This window comes from Candidatus Eremiobacteraceae bacterium (assembly GCA_035295225.1).
Classification (GTDB): Bacteria; Vulcanimicrobiota; Vulcanimicrobiia; order Eremiobacterales; family Eremiobacteraceae; genus JABCYQ01.
Genome location: DATGJI010000055.1, coordinates 190,210 through 208,953, shown reverse-complemented (window position 1 = coordinate 208,953; position 18,744 = coordinate 190,210). Strand labels below are relative to the sequence as shown.

Here is an 18,744-nt window from a genome sequence, read left to right as displayed (position 1 = left end):
TCATCGCCGCGCGGCGACCAATACCATTTTTGGATCGCGTGCGATCGGGGTGAGCCGAATGTCCGCTCGTTGCAGATCGGCGAAGCGTGAAGGCGCCACGACGCACAATGCGCGCCGTCCGCCCGCGAAATAGCGTGCCGGGAGCACGTCGGTCGGGTTCGTTCCCACCGACGTGACCGGCCCGGCCTCGGTATAGAAGAGCAGAGAAAAGCCGCCGCTCACGCCGTCGAAGCAGACGCTTTCATCGTCGCGCCGCGCCGCCATGAGCCGTTCGGCCATGCCCTTCATGGGTTTGAGCGCGTCGATCTGCGGCAAGACGAAGAAAGCCAGCGCGACGATAAAGCCCGTCATCGCTGTGATTAGTCCTACGGGTGCGAACCACGCGCGAGGCGAGACGACCGCCATGAGCGCGAATATCGCGCACGGCAGGCCCGTGAACACGGCAAGCAGCGCGAGCGACGGCGACAACGCACGCAGTTCGCCGCTCAAATGCGGTGGCACGGCGATGGCTGCAGCTGCAAGAATGATCCCAAGCACAGCAACGGTGGAGATATACGCCCAGCGGACGCGCCGAGCATCATCCGATTGGATCGCGGGCGCAAGCGCGCGGCCGACGAGCACGCCGAGCGCAGGGAACATGACGGCGATGTAGTTGGGCAGCTTCGTCTGGGCTATGGTGAAGAAGACGAACGGCAGCACCGCGAAGAGCAGCAAGAAAAGTTCGTCATCGCCGCGCTCGCGCCACGCGTCACGCAACGCCTGCGGCACAAATGCGATGAACGGAAAGAATCCCACGAGCAGTACGGGCACGTAATACCAAACCGGCCCCGGCTGGTTCTCAAAGGGGTGCAGGTATCTCCCGACGTTGGAAGTTCCGAAATAGTCCACAAGAAATGCGGGGCCGAACTTCACGGTTGCAGCTGCGAACCACGATCCGGCCAGCAGCATATAGGCGATCGCCGCGCCGATGATCGGCACGTTCGTCAGCGCGCTCCACCGGCCCGTCCACGCGAGCCACACGACGATGATGAGCAGCGGAAGCGCGATCGCGATCGGTCCCTTCGTCAACGTTCCGAGCGCAGCCGCGACCGCCGCGATCCATAGCGCGCGCCGATCGGCGTCGCGCACCGCGAAGTACGTCCAGAACGTCGCTACCGTCGTAAAGAAGATCAGCATCGTCTCCATCATCGCCAGTCGCGAAAGAACGATCATCTCCAGGCTGACGCCGCTTGCGAGCGCCGCGATGAGTCCGGCCGCGTCGCCGTAGAGTCGTTTCCCGGCGCGATACGTCACATAGGCCGTTGCCAAGCCGAAGACCGCGCTGGGCAAGCGGAGCGCGAATTCATTGAGGCCGAGCGCGCCGACGAACGCGCCCGCAGTCCAGAACCAGAGCGGCGGATGCGTATCCCAGGGCGCGAAGTTCAAGTGCAGCGTCAGCCAGTCGCCGGTGCGGAAGAGCTCTTTGACGATCTCGCCGTATGTCGGCTCGCTATTGTCCCAAAGAGAACCCGCGCCGATGCGAAGGAGATACAGCCCGGCGAGCAGCGCGAAACTCACATACTTCAATGAGGGCGCGACGGACGCCCCGCGTGAGACGAAGGAGCCGTTCACGCGGACGGGGTTGCGAACGTCGCATCGCATACCCTCTTGCCCGTATGGCTCGTGGGAGCCGGCCGTACGGCGGGCGAACAGCGACGCGACATGGCGGCAACGCGCACGGCAGAGCTTCGCATCGCAACACGCTCGAGCAGACTCGCGCTTGTTCAGGCCGGCATCGTCGCCGATGCGCTCAGACGCAGAGCGGACGTCTCACCTTCGATCGTCGAGATCAGCACAAAAGGCGATGCCGCACCCAACCGCTCGATCGCTGCGATCGGCGGCGACGGCGTGTTCGTCAAAGAGCTGGAAGCGGCGCTCCTCGACGATCGAGCAGACATCGCGGTGCACTCGCTCAAGGATCTCCCGACGCAACGCACGCCGGGCGTCGACGCGGGGGTCACGCTCGAGCGCGCAGACGCGCGCGACGTCCTCGTCTCGCGCGACAATCGTTTCGCCACGGTCGCGGATCTGCCGGCCGGCGCGGTCGTCGGTACGAGTTCGCTGCGAAGGCGGGCGCAGCTCGCCAACGTGCGTCCTGACCTCGACATCCGCGAGATCCGCGGCAACGTGGATACTCGCGTCCGCAAAGTGCTCGACGGGGAATTCGACGCAGCGCTGCTCGCGTATGCCGGCATGGAACGCATTGGGCTGCTCGATCTCGTCGGCGGGGGCGCACCGCTTGAGCTCGATCTCTTCGTTCCGGCAGCCGGCCAAGGGGCGATCTTCGTCCAGCGGCGCGCGCACGACGAGCGCTGTGCCGAACTGATCGCGCCGCTCGATCACGCGCCGACAACTCTTGCGACGACGCTCGAACGCATATTTTTGCGCGCCGTCGGCGGCGGCTGTCTCGCACCGGTCGGGGTGCACGCGGCCGCCGATGCGGAAGGCGGGCTCATCACGATCCACGCGTTTATCGGCTCATCGGAAGGCGACGTCGCCATTCGCCTGTCGTGCACGGTCGCCGCGCGCGACGCAGAGATGCGTGCTGCAACGATGGCGGAAGAGATGCTCGCGGCCGGCGGTCGCGAGATCATCGCGAGCCACCGGGATGCGGGAGCGTAGCGCGATGGACCTGTCGCAGCGGCCGCGCCGCCTACGCGTGAATCCGGCGATGCGCGCGCTCGTCGCCGAACATGCCGTGCGCGTTGAGAATCTCATCGAGCCGCTGTTCGTCGTGCCCGGCTCGGGGGTGCGCGAAGAGATCGCATCTATGCCGGGCGTGTGCCGTCTCTCGGTGGATGAGCTTGTCGAAGATGCGAAGAGAATCGCGGCGCTCGGCATCCCCGCGATACTGCTCTTCGGCATTCCGCCGGAAAAGGACGATGCCGCATCCTGGCTCGCGCGCGACGACGGCCCCGTGCAGCGGGCGATCGTCGCCGTCAAGCAAGCGTTGCCCAAGATGCTCGTCGTGACCGATCTGTGCGCATGCGAGTACACGTCGCACGGCCACTGCGGCGTCGTGCGCGAAGACGGCACGATCGACAACGACCGCAGCGTCGAACTGCTCGTGGGCGGTGCGCTGTCGTACGCGCGATGCGGCGCGGACATCATCGCCCCGTCGGATATGATGGACGGCCGAGTCGGAGCGATCCGCGCGGGACTGGACGCCGGCGGCTTTGTCGACACAGCGATCATGTCGTATGCCGCAAAATATGCGTCCGCGTTCTACGGACCGTTTCGCCATGCCGCTGGATCGACGCCGGCGTTCGGCGACCGGCGGACGCACCAGATGGATGCGCCGAACGCGCGCGAGGCGGTCAAGGAAGCGCTGCTCGATGCATCCGAGGGCGCCGATATCATCATGGTCAAGCCGGCGCTCGCGTATCTGGACATCGTGCGGGCGGTTCGCGACGCCGTGAACCTGCCTGTCGCCGTCTTCAACGTGAGCGGTGAGTACGCGATGTTGAAAGCCGCCGCCCGCGAAGGCTGGATCGATGAAGAGGGTGCAGTCGACGAAGCTCTCGTCTCGTTCAAGCGCGCCGGCGCAGATATCATCATCACCTATTTCGCCCGCTCGTATGCCGCCCGCGTCGCCCGGCGCTGAGCCGCGCGTCACCGTGATCATCGTGGCGGGCGGCGAGGCAAGCCGCCTGCCGCGCAAGCTCGAATTGCCCGTTCTCGGGATTCCGATGATCGTTCGCGTGCGGCGGGCGCTCGCGCCCATCGGCGCATGCATCGTGGCGGCGCGCGAGCCGTTCGCGCAATCGATCGCGGCGGCGATCGACGCGCGCGTCGTCCTCGATGACCGGCCGGGCGAAGGGCCGCTTGCGGCGCTTGTGACGGCCGCGTCGTTTGTTGAGACGCCGTACTTCTTCGCGGCCGCGGGCGACATGCCGGGTCTTGACGCCTCCTTTGCCGCTCGCATCGTGAAGGCCGCATCCGATGCATCCTGGCCGGACGCAGTTGTGCCGCGATGGCCGGACGGAACGCTGGAACCGCTCGCCGCACTCTATGCGACAGCGCCATGGTCGGCCGCGGCGGCGGCTGCGTTGCGCGCCGGCCGCCGCAACGTCACCGCTGCGCTGCACGGCTTACGCATCGCGCACTATCCGCTTGAGACGGGGGACGCTGCGACGCTGGCCAACGTCAACACTCCGGAGGATTACCGCCGCGCGCTCGCCAGCGTCGCGGCGGACGCGCGATGAACACCCGGCCACGGTCAGCGGCCCTCTTCGAAGCCGCCAACAAAGTGATTCCAGGCGGCGTGAATTCGCCGGTCCGCGCATTTCGCGCGGTCGGCGGAACGCCGCTGTTCATCGCGCGCGGCCAAGGCTCGCGCATTTTTGACGAAGACGGCCGCGAGTACCTCGACTACGTCGGATCGTGGGGCCCGCTGATCTTGGGGCACGCCGATCAAGCCGTGGTGCAGGCCATCGAAAACGCTGCGCGCATGGGCACGTCGTTCGGAGCGCCGACGGCGGCTGAGGTGACGCTTGCAGAACTCGTTCGACTCGCGTTTCCGTCCATCGAACGCGTGCGCTTCGTCAACTCGGGGACAGAAGCGTGCATGAGCGCGCTGCGACTCGCGCGCGCATACACGAAACGCGAGAAGATCGTCAAGTGCGCGGGCTGCTATCACGGGCACGCGGACGGTCTGCTCGTCGCTGCCGGGTCGGGCGCGCTGACGCTCGGCATCCCGAATTCTCCCGGCGTGACGAAAGCGCAGGCAGCCGACACGATCGTCGTGCCGTACAACGATGCCGCGGCTCTTGGCGAAGCGTTCGCGCGCTACCCTGAGCAGATCGCCGCGGTGATCGTCGAACCCGTCGCGGGCAACATGGGACTCATCCCTCCGCTGCCGGGCTATCTGCAAAAGGTGCGCGACATCTGCACGCGCGCCGGCTCGATCTTGATCTTCGACGAAGTCATGACCGGATTCCGCGTCGCGTTGGGCGGTGCGCAAAACGCGTTCGGCATCACGCCCGATCTCACAGTGCTCGGCAAGATCATCGGCGCCGGTCTTCCGGTCGGCGCGTTCGGCGGAAGAGCGGCCATCATGGATCGCCTCGCTCCGGCGGGCGACGTCTATCAAGCAGGCACGTTATCGGGAAACCCGCTCGCCATGGCAGCAGGCATCGCGCAGCTCCGCGAACTCATGCTCCCCGGCGTTTACGAGATGTTAGACGAGAAGACGGAGATGCTCGTCAGCGGCTTGCGCTCGGCGTTTTCCGGCGCGGGGGTCGCGGCGCAATTCGCGCGCGCGGGCTCGATGTGGGGCCTATTCTTCAGCGCCGCGCCCGTCACGGATCTCGCCTCCGCACAAGCCGCCGACACCAAGGCGTACGCGGCATTCTTCCACGCGATGCTCGATCGAGGCGTGTATCTCGCGCCGTCGCAGTTCGAAGCCGCCTTCGTCTCGACGGCGCATAGCCCCGACGATATACGATTCACGATCGAAAGCGCGCGCGCGGCGCTCGCATGAGGAGCGCACGCAAGCCGGCTGCAGCTCGTCCGACGCGTCGCGTTCTTCGGCCGGAAGGCGCCGCCGTGATCAACTTGCCGCGATTGTTCCTCTATCATCGCGGACTCGAAGACAGCGTGCGCGAAGGCGTCACGCTGCTGACGTCTGAGGATCTCTCCGCGCGAGTCGGTCGCGGCATCTCATCAGCGCAGGTGCGCAAGGATCTATCGCGGCTGGGGCCGCTGGGGCGCCGCGGTCAAGGCTACAACGTCATCGGGCTCATGCGAAAACTCGGCCGCCTGCTCGGACTCGATCGCGACTGGCGCATCGCGATCGTGGGGTTCGGCTACCTCGGTCACGCGCTCGCGGGTTTTCTTGAGTATCGCGAGGAGAAATTTCATATCGGGGGCATTTTTGACAGCGATCCTTCGCTCGTCGGCACTCGATGGCACGGCGTGCGCATCAGTCACGTGGACGACATGGAGAAAGTGCTTCCGGCGCTGGAGTGCTCCATGGGAGTCGTGACGGTTCCACCCGATGCGGCGCAGTCGGTCGCCGAGCGGCTGACCGCGTGCGGCATCGGCGCGCTGCTCAATTTCGCTCCCACAAAACTGAAACTGCCGGCGCGCATCGCCGTGCGCACGATCGATCTGGCGTCCGAGCTCTCGATTCTCACCCATCATCTGCGTCGCGGCCTGCGCGATTAGTCAAACTGTCCCGCTCTTTCTCGCGAGGGTTGACTTCGGACCGCGAGAACGCTTCACGCACTGTGCCTATCGTCATGCTTGGTCTGAGTCACCGCACCGCGCCGCCCCATATCCGCGACCGGCACTCGTTTCCGCCTGAGCGGGTGGTCGAAGCGCTTGGCGCGCTCCACGACTATCCGGAAATCCGCGAAGCGGCGATCGTCGCCACGTGCAATAGGCTCGAGATCTATGCGGAAGTCCACGAACTCGAGGACGGCGTCGCGCAGATCAAAGAATTCCTGACCACGTACCGTTCGATGCGCGTCGAGGATTTCGACAAGTATCTCTATACAATGCTCGGTGCGGAAGCCGTCGAGCAGCTGCTTCGAGTCTCGTGCGGACTCGATTCAATGCTGGTCGGAGAAGCCGAGATCCTCGCCCAAGTCAAGTCGGCATTGCGCGCCGCGCAGCACGCCGGCACCGCCGGAAGCATCATGGAGCGGCTGTTCCGCAAAGGGCTGGAGTCGGGCAAGCGCGCGCGCACCGAGACGGGCATCGGCGGGGATGCGGTTTCGCTCGGTTCTGCCGCAGTCGAACTCGCGGCGCGGCACATCGATCTGCGTTCGGCGCGCGCCCTCGTGGTGGGCGCCGGCAAAATGGGTTCGATCGTCGCGCGGCATCTGCGCGCTCGCAACGTCGCCGACCTCGTCATCGCCAATCGCACGATAGCACGAGCCAAACAGCTCGCTGCGGAACTAGCGGGTCACGCGGCCGAGCTGAGTGCGCTTCCGGCTCTCCTCGCAGATGCGGATCTCGTGATCAGCGCGATCGGCGCCGGCACGACACAGATCTCAAGCCACGCCTTGACCGAGCGGATGCGTGCGCGCAAGAATGCTCCGCTGCTCATCATCGACGTCGCGACGCCGCGTGACGTCGAGCCGGAGGCAGGCGAGATAGAGGGCGTATCGCTGTACGAGCTGTCCGATCTGCGCACTGTCGTCGAGATGCATCTCAAACGGCGGCGCGCGCACATGCCCGCGGTCGAAGCCATCGTGGCCGAGAACACCCGCGCGTTCATGCGCTGGTACCGCTCCCGGGCGGCTGCTCCGCTGATCGCCGACTTGCGGCGGCGCGCGGAATCCGTGCGCGCCGCCGAGATCCAAAAACTTTTCGAGCGTCTGCCCGAGCTGCACGAGCGAGAACGCGCACTTATCGAATCGACAAGTCTCGCGATCGTCAACCGCTTGCTGCATGCGCCGGTCACAAAGCTGCGCGAGAGCCTCGCCGATCGAGCCGAGGAGCAAACCGAGACCGCGACACTCCAGGCGCTGCTCGATTTGGACGGGCTGCACCGCAGCCTCGAGCGCGGGCTGCGTGAGACGCTCGCGCCTCCGCCGGAGCCGTCAGACGCCTGACACTTCTCCGTTGCGCGGGCTACGCGTGCTGCTGACGCGCGCTTCGGCCGCCGGCGATCGGACGGAATCCGATCTTCGAGAGCTCGGTGCTTCCGTCGTGACGATGCCGCTCGTGCGCATCTCGCCGCCCGCGGATACGCAGCCGCTCGCAAGCGCAGCCGAGCGCGCCGACTCATTCGATTGGATCGCCTTCACGAGCGTCAACGGAGTTGAAGGATTTGCGCGAGCTCGCGGATCGGCACAGCCGCCGCGCGCGCGCATCGCGGCTGTCGGAGACGCGACGGCGCGCGCGGTGACGCGGCTCCTCGGCCGCACTCCCGATCTCGTGCCCGGTACCTTCACGGCGGCCGCTCTCGGCAAGGCGCTCGCGGAGAGTGTCCGTGACGGCGAGGCGGTGCTCATCGTTCAGGCGGCGGATGCGCGACCGGATCTCGCTCGCGCGCTTTCCCATCTCACGCCGGCTCCACGAGTCGTCGCAGCGTACGAGACGATTCCGGTCGTTGCGCCACAGAGCCGTGCCGCGGTCGCGGAAGCAGACATCATCATCTTGGCGTCTGGGAGCGCCGCGCGCAGTCTCGCCGCGGCTCTATCACCGTCGCCGGTCGACGCGCTCTCCGACAAAATCATCGCCTGCATCGGGCCGGTCACGGCCGACGAGGCTCGGCAGAGCGGTATCCCAGTGTCGATCGTCGCGCGCGAATCGACGATGCGAGGCGTGATCGAAGCGCTTGTCGAGCACGTAACCGCATCGTGACCGAACTCGCGGGGGCTGATACCAGCGGCATCGCAGCGCGCGCCGTCGTCGGACTGATCGTCGCGGCGCTCATCGCGCTTGCGGGGCTGCGCACGCGCGCGCTGACCGGATCGGGCGCGGTCGCCGCCGTATTCGTCGGTTCGGCTGTCTACGCCGGAGCCGGGCTCGCGTGCGCGGCGGCACTCATCATGTTCTTTGCGACCGGCAGCGCGCTCTCTCATGCCGGCGCCGACGTCGCGGGCAGCGGCGCGAAACGAGACGCGCGTCAAGTTCTGGCGAATGGCGGGGTCGCCGCGCTGTGCGCACTTGCGAGCGCTGCATTCCAATGGCTCGGATCACCGTTCGCTGCGGACGGTCTTGCGCTTGCCGCGATCATCTCGATCGCCGGCTCGGCCGGAGACACGTGGGCGTCGGAAATCGGTTCACGAGCCGGCGGGCGGCCGCGGCTGATCACGACCTTCGCCGAAGTGCCGCCGCGAACGGACGGTGCCGTTACTTGGCTTGGAAGCGCCGCGGCGGTCGTCGGCGGAGCGCTCGTCGGCCTTACCGGCGGATTCTTCGGCTTTGGCGGGGCCGTCTTTTGGGGCGCCGCGATCGGGGCCATATCCGGGCTTGTCGGTTCGACGATCGACTCGCTGCTCGGCGCGACCGTTCAGTCGACTTGGTACTGTCGCGCGTGTGATGAGTCGAGCGAAGCAACGCCGCATTCGTGCGGCGCGACTGCGGCCCACGTGCGCGGTATCATCGGCGTGGACAACGACGGGGTGAACGCATTGACTTCAGCGTGCCTTGCCGGCCTCGCCGCCGCGGCGTGGTTCTTGTTCGCTCGGATCATGTAGGGCGGACCTTGATGGTCCGCCGGGCAAGCGATGCTTGCCCTACTACGAAACGTCCGCCCTCGGATCATGTAGGGCGGACCTTGATGGTCCGCCGGGCAAGCGATGCTTGCCCTATTACGAAACGTCCGCCTATCAATGCACGATCAGCGGATTGGGGTACTCCGATGACGAGTAGGTCAGCGCGCTGTTCTTATACTGATAGAAGTAGACATCAGCTCCGAGCGCGTCGCCGGACGGTTGGAACGAGTATGGGCCGAGGACGGTGCTGAACGTGCCGACCGACAGCGCGCGATCCAGCATCCGCCGCTCGGTGCTATGCGCCGTGCGCGCAGCCGCGATATCGATCTGCGCTGCGACGTATCCGAATAGCGAAAACGACGAGAGACGGCCGAATCGCTGCTGGTAACGCGTGACGAACGTGGTGGCGGTCGGCATGAATTGCACCGGCGGCACGCATGAGCTGATCGTCATGCCGTCGGCGCCGGAGGCGAGGTTTTTCAACAGCGTGTCGTTGTAGAAGCCTTGCGTCGCCAGGAACGGCACCGTGATGCCAGCGCTGCGGATAGCCGGAACGACTTTTTGCATGTCGGTTCCCGAGCCGCTCAGGAAGATGAGATCCGGCGCCCAGTCCTTTAAGGCGGCGACCTGTGCCTTGAGCGTCTTGAAGTCGACGTCGAGCGGGAAATCTTTCTCCGCGATCTTCGTCGCGGCCAAGTAGTTCACAAATCCTTGACCCGCATCCGCGCCGTAATCGTTCTGCTCGTAGACGACCGCGACGCGCTTCGATCCGAGCGTGCGGTCGGCATAGCGAGCGTCGGCGCGGCCCTCTTCGACGTCGGTCGGGCACAGACGGAAGACGTCATCGTATCCGGTCTGCGTGAGCGCTGCGTACGGCGAGGTCGGGATGATGACGGGCACTTCGTTCTGATGGTAGACGGGCAAGGCCAGCGCGGTCTCCTGGCCGCCGATATGTCCGATGATGAACGTCGTGGCGGGATCGACGAGCGCGAACTGCGCTTGCTGCTGCGCGATGCCCGGGTCGGCTTGATCGTCGAAGCTGTGCATGACCCAACCATAGTCGGCGATACCGCGCGCATCGTTGGCTTCGTCGACTGCCTCTTGCACGCCGTTGGAAAGGTCGATGCCGAACTGCTTCTGATCGCCCGAGAGGGGCGCCACCACCACGATCGATACGACCTTAGCGTACGGCGGAAAATCCGCAAGCGCAAGACCGCTCGAGCGGACGATGAGGGCGCTCGCGCAGGCGGCGGCGATGAGCGCAATTCTAGAGCTGCGAGAAGGCATGCGAGGTTTCTCCGGCGGCGATCGAAGCCAGCGTCGTGCAGAGGAAGATGACCGAGAAGAGCATGTTCGCGTTGAATACCGCGGCGTTGAGCGAGAAGACGTCGCGTCGGGACCGGATCAGGGACCATTCGAAGATACACAGCAAGAGCGCCGCCCCGACTCCGGCCCAGTACCATCCGGCGGCGCCCACGGCGACCCCGAGCAGAGCCAGCAATCCCGCGACTCCGAGATGCAAGAGTTGCGGCACGATGCGCCCACTCCCTTCGCCGAAGCGCGCGGGAATCGATGCGATGCGTTCTCGGAGGTCAAAATCGCGATCCATGAGCGCGTAGAGGATGTCGAAACCGGCCACCCACAACGTGACGGCGCCGAAAAGCAGCCATGCGCCCGTCTCAAATCTTCCGGAGATCGCGATCCAGGCGCCGAGCGGCGCCAGCGCATCGACCGCGCCGAGGAAGAAGTGCACTCCCCAGCCGACGCGTTTCATATATGGATAGATAACGAGGCCGAGAGCGGCGAGCGGCACGAGCGCCAGGCAGAGCGGGTTGAGTTCGAACGCCGCGACGACGAGTGCGACGAGACCGAGCACGATCGCCCACACCATGACCGAGGGAGCAAGTTTGCCGGATGCCACAGCGCGCGCGGCAGTGCGCGGATTCTTCGCGTCCATGCGCGCGTCGATGAGACGATTCGCGGCCATCGCAGCTGTCCGAGCTCCGGCGACCGCGACCGTGATCCAGATGAGCGCGCCCCACGACGGAAAACCGCCCCGAGCGAGCAGCGCGCCGACATACGCAAACGGCAGCGCGAACAGCGTGTGTTCGATCTTGATCTCGTCGAGGAACAATCGCAAGTTTGCGATCATGATCCGCCCGCAGGCGGGAATCCGAATTCGACCCAGCGCCGGTCTATTTCGTCTTTGACCGCGGCTGACATGATGATGTCCGGCGGCCACTCGCGTTCGTAGCCTTCTTGCGCCGACTTTCGCGTTGCGTCGATGCCGAGTTTCGTGCCGAGCAGCGGCAGCGGACCTGCGTGATCGAGGACGTCGACAGGACCAGGCGCGAAGACGAGGTCGCGCCCGGCGTCTACGTTGTTCAGCGCGAACCACGCGACGTCGCGCGGATTATGGACGTCGACATCGTGGTCGACGACGAGGATCGTGCGCGTCAGCATCATCATGTGGCCGAGGCCCCAGAGCGCGTACATGACTTTTTTCGCCTGACCCGGATAGCGCTTCTTGATCGAGACGATGGCGAGATTATGAAAACCGCCCTCGACCGGCAGATCGTAGTCGACGATCTCCGGCACGACCTGCCGCAGGAGCGGAAGAAAGAATCGTTCGGTCGCCTTACCGAGCCACGCGTCCTCCATCGGCGGTTTGCCCACGATCGTGGTCCAATAGATCGGATCGCGCTTGCGGGTGATGCACGTGACGTGAAAAACCGGATAGTCGTCGGCGAGTGAGTAGACGCCCGTGTGATCACCGAACGGCCCCTCGCGGCGCAGTTCGGAATTGTCCACGTAGCCTTCGAGCACGAACTCGGCGTCTGCCGGCACCTTGAGATCCACCGTACGGCACTGCACCATCCGCACGCCCTGGCCGCGCAAGAATCCCGCAAGGAGCATTTCATCGACGCCCGCCGGCAAAGGCGCGGATGCCGAGTAGACCACCGCCGGATCTGCGCCGATGACGGCCGCCACCGGCATGCGCGCGCTCGGGCCCGCGGCGTCCTGATGTTCGCGGCCGTGTTTGTGCCGCTGCCAATGCATGCCGGTGGTATTGCGATCGTAGACCTGCATGCGGTAGATGCCGATATTCTGCGCGCCGGTCGCCGGGTTTTTCGTGAAGACGAGCGGGAGCGTGATGAACGGGCCGGCGTCGAGCGGCCAACACGTGATCACCGGAATCGTGGAAAGATCGACGTCGGCACCTTCCGCGATGACTTCCTGGCACGCGCCTGAGCGCACGGTCTTAGGAAAGATCGATGCGAGGTCTTTGAGCCCGAGCAGCAGACCGAATTTGTCATCGAGCGCGCCCGGCTGCACGAATTTCAAAAGACCGCTGACCTTGCCGGCAAGCTCGTCGAGCGCTTGCACGCCAAGGGCAAGTGCCATGCGGCGCTCGCTTGCGAACGCGTTGATGAGAACGGGGTAGCGTGAACCGACGACGTTCGTGAACAAAAGCGCGGGACCACCGCCGGCGCTCTTCACACATCGGTCGGCGATCTCGGTGATCTCGTAACGCGGATCGATGCGCGCGGATATCTCGCGCAGTTCACCGTCGCGGCGCAAGCGATCGACGAACTCTCCGAGGTTGTTATACACGGCTTCGCCCGTTCTCATCGCAAACATGGAAAGCCTCGGCGCAGCGGGATTGCGCGCGCCGCGACTGTTGGAACTATCGCAAAGATGGGTACGTTATACTATCGTCTCACCGCAGAACGCCGCGAGGTTGCAGCGTTCAGAGGAGTATCATGAACAGAAAGACCATCGCAGCCGCACTCGTCGCGACCGCGATCGCAACCGCGCCCTTCGCGATGTCGGCGCGCGCGGACAATTTGCTCAACAGCGTTGTGAAAGGCGCCGCGGGCGTCTTTGCCGTGAAGGCGGTCGCCGGTCCGCTCGACCATTTCATCAACAGCATCATGCTCGCGAACAACGTGGGAAACCAAGATAAGACGAAGGTTGTGCCCATCATAGAAACCGGCTCCGCCACCTACGTCGGCGCCGCACAGGTAACCGGTCCGCAGTCCGCGATCGACCAAGTGCAAGCCGTCGGCGCGTTCGCCGCGCAGTGGAACAACGGCGTCTGGCAGGTCCGGGCCCTCATCCCGATCGATAATTTGAACGTCTTGAAGGGGTTCAAGCGGGTCTACGGGGTGGGCGTCGACGCCGTGATCAACGCCCGGCTCTAAGAAATCCCAGGCTACCGGCCGATCCAAATCGGTTTCAAAGAGCCACCCAACGGGTGGCTCTTTCTATTGCGGGACAGAACGGAAAACAACAAACAGTTAAGAAGGAGATGGTAAAGCGGTTAACAATATACGTCGTAACAATTAACCAGCACATCATTTGCGACAATATCGCGAAATCGGAGATGGACAAAATGGGCGTCGATATTGCAGTCGCCAAGAACTTTTCGCTCGACCTGGATCCCGGCGAGGTCCTCGTCACGGTCGAGGGTGACCTGAGCGGCGTTTCGGGCAGGGAGATCCGGCGGAAACTCGCGGACCTCTTAAAAGAAGGCGCCGCGTCAAGAATCGCCCTCGATCTCGGCGCCGTGAGCGGGCTCGATTCCTCCGGCTTGGCAGCGCTCATCGGCATACTGCGGCTTGTCCGCGAGCGCGGCGGCGACGTGCGCGTAATCGCAGCGAACGATCCGGTGCGCCGGATATTCGAGATAACTGCCCTGGCGCGGGTATTCAAGTATCGTCCGGCGCATTTGGCCAACGCGTCGGCTGCTTGAGGCGGGCTGCGCCCGCCCGCCGCGTGAAAGGTCAGTGTTCGTGAACGTATGTCGACTCGCCGCGTCAGCGGCAATCGCGGCTGCAGCGTTGCTGAACGCCGGCGTGAGTGCGCAAGCGGCGCCGGCTGCACCCGCCACGTCAGCGCCGGCTGCACCGGCCACGCCGGCAGCACCGTCCGCCGCGCCTTCAACCGCAAGCCCAGCGCCGCAGATGAAGTTGACGCTCGCAGACGCGCTTCAGATCGCGCAGACGAATAATCTCTCATATCAAGCGGCGGCTCAGGATGTCCAAGCAGCAGCGGCCCGGGTCATACAAGCCGGTGCCGGGCGCGTGCCCTCGCTTTCCGCGGACTATTCATTCGTGCACACGCAGAACGCGGCGTTTTTCATTTTTCAGTCGCCCGGACCGGGCGGAAAACTTGTCTCGAAAAAACTCTTCTTCTCTGCGACCGACCTCAACAACGTCAATGCGACGCTGAGCTATGCGATCTTCAGCGGAGGCGCGGTGCAGGCCGCGGTCGGCCAGGCCGCCGCAGGACTATCGTCTGCTGAGAGTTCGCTGGACGCAGAACATGCCGACGTGATCCGCGACGTGACCAACGCATATTTTGGCCTCATCGAGGCGCGGCAGTCTGCCGCGATTGCAAATCAGACGGTGTCCGTCGCGCAACAGAATCTCGGAATCGCGAACGACGGATACAAAGCCGGCACGCTCGCCAAGGCCGACGTATTGCGAGAACAGGTCGTGCTTTCGAACGCGCAAGTGCGAGACATCCAGGCCAACGCAACGGCGGCGCTCGACAACGCGACGCTTGCCAATCTGTTGAACGTCGATCTCAACAGCATCATCGAGCCGACCGAATCGTTGGGCGCTGCCACGCCGTCATTCACGCTGGAAGGCGTCACCGCCGACGCGCAATCGCGGCGCCCGGAACTCGGCGCTGCGCGCGCGGCTGTGGAGCTCGCGGACGAATCCGTGAAAGCCGCTAGAGCGGGGTCGCTTCCGAATATCGGTCTCGAAATCTCCGACGCGAGCAGCAAACCCAATTTCGAAAACGTGCCCCAACCGCAGCTCTCGGAGACGCTCGCGGTCACGTGGAAACTTTTTGACGGCGGCCTGACGCATGGAAAAGTCGCCGAAGCCAAAGCCGACGTCGCGAAGGCGAAGATCGACTTGAAGCAGCTCGGCAATTCGGTGGATCTAGAGGCGCGACAGGCCTACTTCAATTATGCCGCCGCTCAGGCCGAAGTCGGCGCTGCTAAATCAGCACAGGATTCGGCGGATGAAAGCTTACGTGTCAGCCAGCTTCGGTTTCGCTCCGGCGTCGGCACGTCGCTCGAACTCTCCGACGCGCTGCTCGCCGACGAACAAGCACAAACCCAATATGTGAGCGCACAAGCCGACCTTCGCATCGCCTTGACGGCACTCCAACGCGCCGCCGGACTATTGTAACGCCACGTTTTGTGAAGAAGGGGCCGACGTCAGTCGGCCCAGCAATAAGTTCCGAAGGGGCCGACGTCAGTCGGCCCACGCGTTTTATCGGGCGGGCAAGCTATGCTTGCCCTACTACGGATTTGTCCGGGCTGCTATGTCCATGCGATCGCACTCGCGTGCCGGATTCGGGCTCGCGCACTCCACGAATATCATCCCTTTGCTATCGGGCACGGCGCGACCCAACTCCGCGCTCGTAAAGGCGCGCTCTTGGTATTTCGAGCCCACGACTTTGTCGCCGGCGTCGGCGGCGTCGGGCGGGAGGTACGGTGCGATCAGCGCATATGCCGTCGCCGGGTCTTTGCCTTCATAAAAGTCGAGCGATAGCGACCGCGCGATCGCCGGCGGTTTGCGGTCGTACTTCACGGTGAGATAGCCGTGCTCGGTCGTGTAGATCGCCGTGCCGGGCGGCGGCGACGGAAGCGGATGGTACTTCGAACTTTGCGGCGGAGAAGGTGAGCCGAGGACGGCTTCGACCTGCGCCCGAGTGTAGCCAAGCGTTGCGCAGCATGCCGGTGGCGCTTTGCTCGCGCACGCGCCGATGGCAACTGCGGCTGATACCAAGAAAAGTACCGCTGCGTGGCGCATCGCGTGCCGAAAGTCTGTCACGGATGACAAATTACGCGTATGCGGCGGGAGAGTCATGCAAAAAAAAGAGGGCCGACTGGCGTCGGCCCCTTCGGACAAGAGGGCCGACTGGCGTCGGCCCCTTCAGATAAGGGTTCGGTGTTAATGCGAGTGCGAGTTCTCGCCCGTCAGCACGCGCGAAAGATTCACGCGTCCTTGGCTGTCGATCTCGCGGACCTTGACGGTCAGCGTGTCGCCTAAGTTGACTTCGTCTTCCACGCGGTTGACGCGATGTTCCGCCAACTGCGAGATATGCACGAGGCCTTCTTTGCCGGGCAGTATTTGTACGAACGCACCGAAGTTCATGATGCGCTTCACCACGCCGGTGTAGACCGCTCCGACCTCGACGTCGCGGACGAGATCCTCGACGATCTTCTTGGCCTTCTCGCCGCTCTCGCCATCGGGCGCCGCGATGAAGACCCGGCCGTCGTTTTCGATATCGATCTTCACGCCGGTATCGGCGACGATCTTATTGATGACTTTGCCGCCTGGCCCGATGACGTCTTTGATCTTCTCGGGATTGATCTCGAGCACGTACATGCGCGGTGCGAACGCGGAGAGACCGCGCCGCGGCTGAGCGATCGTCTCGCGCAGCTTGCCGATGATGAAGATGCGTCCGTCGCGCGCCTGCTCCATCGCGCGGCGCATGACATCGATCGTGATGCCTTGCACCTTGATGTCCATCTGCACGGCGGTGATGCCGTCGACGGTGCCGGCGACTTTGAAGTCCATCTCGCCGAGCGCGTCCTCGAGCCCCTGGATGTCCGAGAGAATACCAGCGCGTCCATCTTTGAGGATGAGACCCATCGCGATGCCGCCCACGTGTTTCGGCAGCGGCACACCGGCATCCATGAGCGCGAGCGTGCTCGCGCACACCGAGCCCATCGACGACGATCCGTTTGACTCAAACGTCTCCGATACGAGTCGAAGCGTGTATGGGAACTGATCCGGCGGCGGGAGGAGCGGAACGAGCGCGCGCTCAGCGAGGTGGCCGTGTCCGATCTCGCGGCGGCCGGGTCCGCGCATCGGGCGCGTCTCACCGACCGAGTACGGCGGGAAATTGTAGTGATGCATGTAGCGTTTGAACGTCTGTGGGCCTAGCCCATCGATGCGCTGTTCGTCTGAAATGGAGCCGAGGGTCGCAGCCGTGAATATCTGCGTTTCGCCTCGCGTGAACAGCCCGGAGCCGTGCGTGCGCGGCACGATCGTGGTGCGGCACGTGATCGGGCGGATCTCATTCAAGCGGCGTCCGTCCGGCCGAACACCTTCGTCCACGACCATGACGCGCAGCTCGTCTTCCTCGCGCGCCTTGACGCACTTGTCGAATTCCTGGTTCTTCGGATCTTCGAGCAGCGGTCGCAGTTCGTGTTCCAGCGGGTGGCCGACGATCCGGCGCTTCGCTTCGTCGCGCGTGATCGAGTCGAACGCGCGTTGACGATCGGCTTTGCCGGTGACGCGCATAGCGCGGGAGATCTCTGCCCCGAAGACCTCATCGACGAAACGGCGCAGCGATGGCGACGGCACGAACAATTTGAACGCGCGTTTCGGTTTGCCGGCGCGGCGCGCCAACTCGTTGATGACTCGCACGATCTCTTTGATGCGCTCGTGGCCGAATTCGACCGCGCCGAGAAACTGGTCCTCGGAGATCTCTTTCGCTCCGCCCTCGACCATCATCACGGCGTCAGACGTGCCGGCCATGATCATGTCGAGCGTGCTCGAATCCATCAACGATTTCGACGGATTCACGACGTACTCGCCGTCGACGATGCCGACGCGCACGCCGGCGACGTTGAACTCAAACGGAATGTCGGACACGGCGAGCGCTGCGCCCGCGCCGACCATGGCGACGACGTCCGGATCCACTTCCGGGTCGACCGAGAGCACCGTGCAGATGATATGGACGTCGTTGCGGAAGCCGTCCGGGAAGAGCGGGCGGATCGGCCGGTCGATGAGGCGCGCGGTCAGCGTCGCTTTTTCTGACGGCCGTCCTTCACGCTTGATGAAGCCGCCCGGTATTTTTCCTGCGGCGTACATGCGCTCTTCATAGTCGCATGTGAGGGGAAAGAAATCGATGCCTTCGCGGGGGTTTGCGCTTGCGGTGGCGGCGGCTAGGATACAGGTGTCGCCGTAGCGCACAAATGCGGAGCCGCTGGCTTGGCGCGCGAGTTCACCGGTTTCAATGGTGAGTGTGCGGCCGCCCAGCTCCAGGCTGACGGACTCTGGCAAAAGGGGTTCCTCCTAGATTCTTATCAATAACATCTATATTCGACGATTGCTTGTTCTCAAGCACCCAGGGGTATACCTGGATATGGAAAGCGCGCCGCGCCCGACGTTACGAGGGCGAGACGCGCGCGATCATGCGTATTTCAGATACTAATGGCGCAATCCGAGTTTTGCCACAATGGCGCGATAACGCTCGAGATCGCTTCGCTCGAGATAGCGCAGCAAACTGCGCCGCTTACCCACTTTGATGAGCAATCCGCGTCGGCTCGCGTGATCTTTCTTGTGAGTCTTGAAGTGTTCGGTCAGCTCGTTGATGGACTCGGTGAGAAGCGCGATCTGCACTTCCGGTGAACCCGTGTCTTCTTTTTTTCGCTGATGTTTATCTATGACCGCAGTTTTGCGATCTTTACTAAGTGCCACGGTGTGATAGGCTC

Annotated in this window: 18 protein-coding genes; 11 read left to right on the top strand and 7 right to left on the bottom strand. The window is 64.2% G+C overall.

Annotated elements, in window-relative coordinates; translation table 11 throughout:
* Entirely contained in the window at positions 1-1,611 is a 1,611-nt protein-coding gene (locus tag VKT51_10725) for a glycosyltransferase family 39 protein (GenBank protein ID HLJ84636.1), read from the bottom strand.
* A 36-nt stretch (positions 1,612-1,647) separates the two neighbouring features.
* Between VKT51_10725 and hemC the strand changes: the two genes are divergently transcribed.
* The 8 genes from hemC to VKT51_10685 all read left to right on the top strand — a co-directional run bounded on the left by hemC (position 1,648) and on the right by VKT51_10685 (position 9,194).
* The gene (gene hemC / locus VKT51_10720; GenBank protein HLJ84635.1) at positions 1,648-2,661 is read left to right on the top strand and encodes a hydroxymethylbilane synthase; all 1,014 of its coding nucleotides are present in this window, start codon (positions 1,648-1,650) and stop codon (positions 2,659-2,661) included.
* On the top strand, positions 2,648-3,643 hold the full coding sequence (gene hemB, locus VKT51_10715; GenBank protein ID HLJ84634.1) for a porphobilinogen synthase: 996 nt from the start codon (positions 2,648-2,650) through the stop codon (positions 3,641-3,643). Before hemC ends, hemB begins: the two co-directional genes overlap by 14 nt.
* A 13-nt stretch (positions 3,644-3,656) precedes the next feature.
* Positions 3,657-4,244, top strand: a complete 588-nt coding sequence (locus VKT51_10710; GenBank protein ID HLJ84633.1) for an NTP transferase domain-containing protein — start codon at positions 3,657-3,659, stop codon at positions 4,242-4,244.
* Positions 4,241-5,521: a glutamate-1-semialdehyde 2,1-aminomutase gene (gene hemL / locus VKT51_10705; GenBank protein ID HLJ84632.1), complete on the top strand. Its 1,281-nt coding sequence runs from the start codon at positions 4,241-4,243 to the stop codon at positions 5,519-5,521. Before VKT51_10710 ends, hemL begins: the two co-directional genes overlap by 4 nt.
* 65 nt (positions 5,522-5,586) lie before the next feature.
* Positions 5,587-6,207: a redox-sensing transcriptional repressor Rex gene (locus tag VKT51_10700; GenBank protein ID HLJ84631.1), complete on the top strand. Its 621-nt coding sequence runs from the start codon at positions 5,587-5,589 to the stop codon at positions 6,205-6,207.
* A gap of 62 nt (positions 6,208-6,269) precedes the next feature.
* Positions 6,270-7,601: a glutamyl-tRNA reductase gene (hemA, locus tag VKT51_10695; protein HLJ84630.1), complete on the top strand. Its 1,332-nt coding sequence runs from the start codon at positions 6,270-6,272 to the stop codon at positions 7,599-7,601.
* A gap of 25 nt (positions 7,602-7,626) precedes the next feature.
* Positions 7,627-8,355, top strand: a complete 729-nt coding sequence (locus tag VKT51_10690; GenBank protein ID HLJ84629.1) for a uroporphyrinogen-III synthase — start codon at positions 7,627-7,629, stop codon at positions 8,353-8,355.
* Positions 8,352-9,194: a DUF92 domain-containing protein gene (locus tag VKT51_10685; protein ID HLJ84628.1), complete on the top strand. Its 843-nt coding sequence runs from the start codon at positions 8,352-8,354 to the stop codon at positions 9,192-9,194. The genes VKT51_10690 and VKT51_10685 overlap by 4 nt, the downstream gene beginning before the upstream one ends.
* 132 nt (positions 9,195-9,326) lie before the next feature.
* Here the strand turns inward: VKT51_10685 and VKT51_10680 are convergent, their stop codons facing one another.
* The 3 genes from VKT51_10680 to VKT51_10670 are packed head-to-tail and all read right to left on the bottom strand — an operon-like array spanning position 9,327 to position 12,854.
* On the bottom strand, positions 9,327-10,499 hold the full coding sequence (locus VKT51_10680; protein ID HLJ84627.1) for a branched-chain amino acid ABC transporter substrate-binding protein: 1,173 nt from the start codon (positions 10,497-10,499) through the stop codon (positions 9,327-9,329).
* Entirely contained in the window at positions 10,480-11,364 is an 885-nt protein-coding gene (locus VKT51_10675; GenBank protein ID HLJ84626.1) for a UbiA-like polyprenyltransferase, read from the bottom strand. The genes VKT51_10680 and VKT51_10675 overlap by 20 nt, the downstream gene beginning before the upstream one ends.
* A complete protein-coding gene (locus VKT51_10670; GenBank protein ID HLJ84625.1) occupies positions 11,361-12,854 on the bottom strand; it encodes a menaquinone biosynthesis decarboxylase in 1,494 nt (497 codons plus the stop codon). Before VKT51_10670 ends, VKT51_10675 begins: the two co-directional genes overlap by 4 nt.
* A gap of 122 nt (positions 12,855-12,976) precedes the next feature.
* Between VKT51_10670 and VKT51_10665 the strand changes: the two genes are divergently transcribed.
* Genes VKT51_10665 through VKT51_10655 form a run of 3 tightly spaced genes read left to right on the top strand, consistent with a single transcriptional unit; the run spans position 12,977 to position 15,421 of the window.
* On the top strand, positions 12,977-13,417 hold the full coding sequence (locus VKT51_10665) for a hypothetical protein (GenBank protein ID HLJ84624.1): 441 nt from the start codon (positions 12,977-12,979) through the stop codon (positions 13,415-13,417).
* Positions 13,418-13,470: 53 nt separating this feature from the next.
* On the top strand, positions 13,471-13,968 hold the full coding sequence (locus VKT51_10660; protein ID HLJ84623.1) for an STAS domain-containing protein: 498 nt from the start codon (positions 13,471-13,473) through the stop codon (positions 13,966-13,968).
* Positions 13,969-14,008: 40 nt separating this feature from the next.
* The gene (locus VKT51_10655; GenBank protein HLJ84622.1) at positions 14,009-15,421 is read left to right on the top strand and encodes a TolC family protein; all 1,413 of its coding nucleotides are present in this window, start codon (positions 14,009-14,011) and stop codon (positions 15,419-15,421) included.
* Between the two features lie 114 nt (positions 15,422-15,535).
* Here the strand turns inward: VKT51_10655 and VKT51_10650 are convergent, their stop codons facing one another.
* The 3 genes from VKT51_10650 to rpsO form a co-directional block, all read right to left on the bottom strand.
* A complete protein-coding gene (locus tag VKT51_10650; protein ID HLJ84621.1) occupies positions 15,536-16,069 on the bottom strand; it encodes a hypothetical protein in 534 nt (177 codons plus the stop codon).
* A gap of 120 nt (positions 16,070-16,189) precedes the next feature.
* Positions 16,190-18,313, bottom strand: a complete 2,124-nt coding sequence (gene pnp, locus VKT51_10645; GenBank protein ID HLJ84620.1) for a polyribonucleotide nucleotidyltransferase — start codon at positions 18,311-18,313, stop codon at positions 16,190-16,192.
* Positions 18,314-18,460: 147 nt separating this feature from the next.
* Positions 18,461-18,730: a 30S ribosomal protein S15 gene (rpsO, locus tag VKT51_10640; protein ID HLJ84619.1), complete on the bottom strand. Its 270-nt coding sequence runs from the start codon at positions 18,728-18,730 to the stop codon at positions 18,461-18,463.
* Positions 18,731-18,744 lie beyond the last annotated feature (14 nt).

What these genes read in the sequence shown, in the direction of transcription:
- VKT51_10665 (HLJ84624.1), top strand. Translation starts at nt 12,977, where the DNA reads ATGAACAGAAAGACCATCGCAGCCGCACTCGTCGCGACCGCGATCGCA.
- hemL (HLJ84632.1), top strand. Translation starts at nt 4,241, where the DNA reads ATGAACACCCGGCCACGGTCAGCGGCCCTCTTCGAAGCCGCCAACAAA.
- hemB (HLJ84634.1), top strand. Translation starts at nt 2,648, where the DNA reads ATGCGGGAGCGTAGCGCGATGGACCTGTCGCAGCGGCCGCGCCGCCTA.
- VKT51_10680 (HLJ84627.1), bottom strand. Translation starts at nt 10,499, where the DNA reads ATGCCTTCTCGCAGCTCTAGAATTGCGCTCATCGCCGCCGCCTGCGCG.
- VKT51_10675 (HLJ84626.1), bottom strand. Translation starts at nt 11,364, where the DNA reads ATGATCGCAAACTTGCGATTGTTCCTCGACGAGATCAAGATCGAACAC.
- VKT51_10670 (HLJ84625.1), bottom strand. Translation starts at nt 12,854, where the DNA reads ATGTTTGCGATGAGAACGGGCGAAGCCGTGTATAACAACCTCGGAGAG.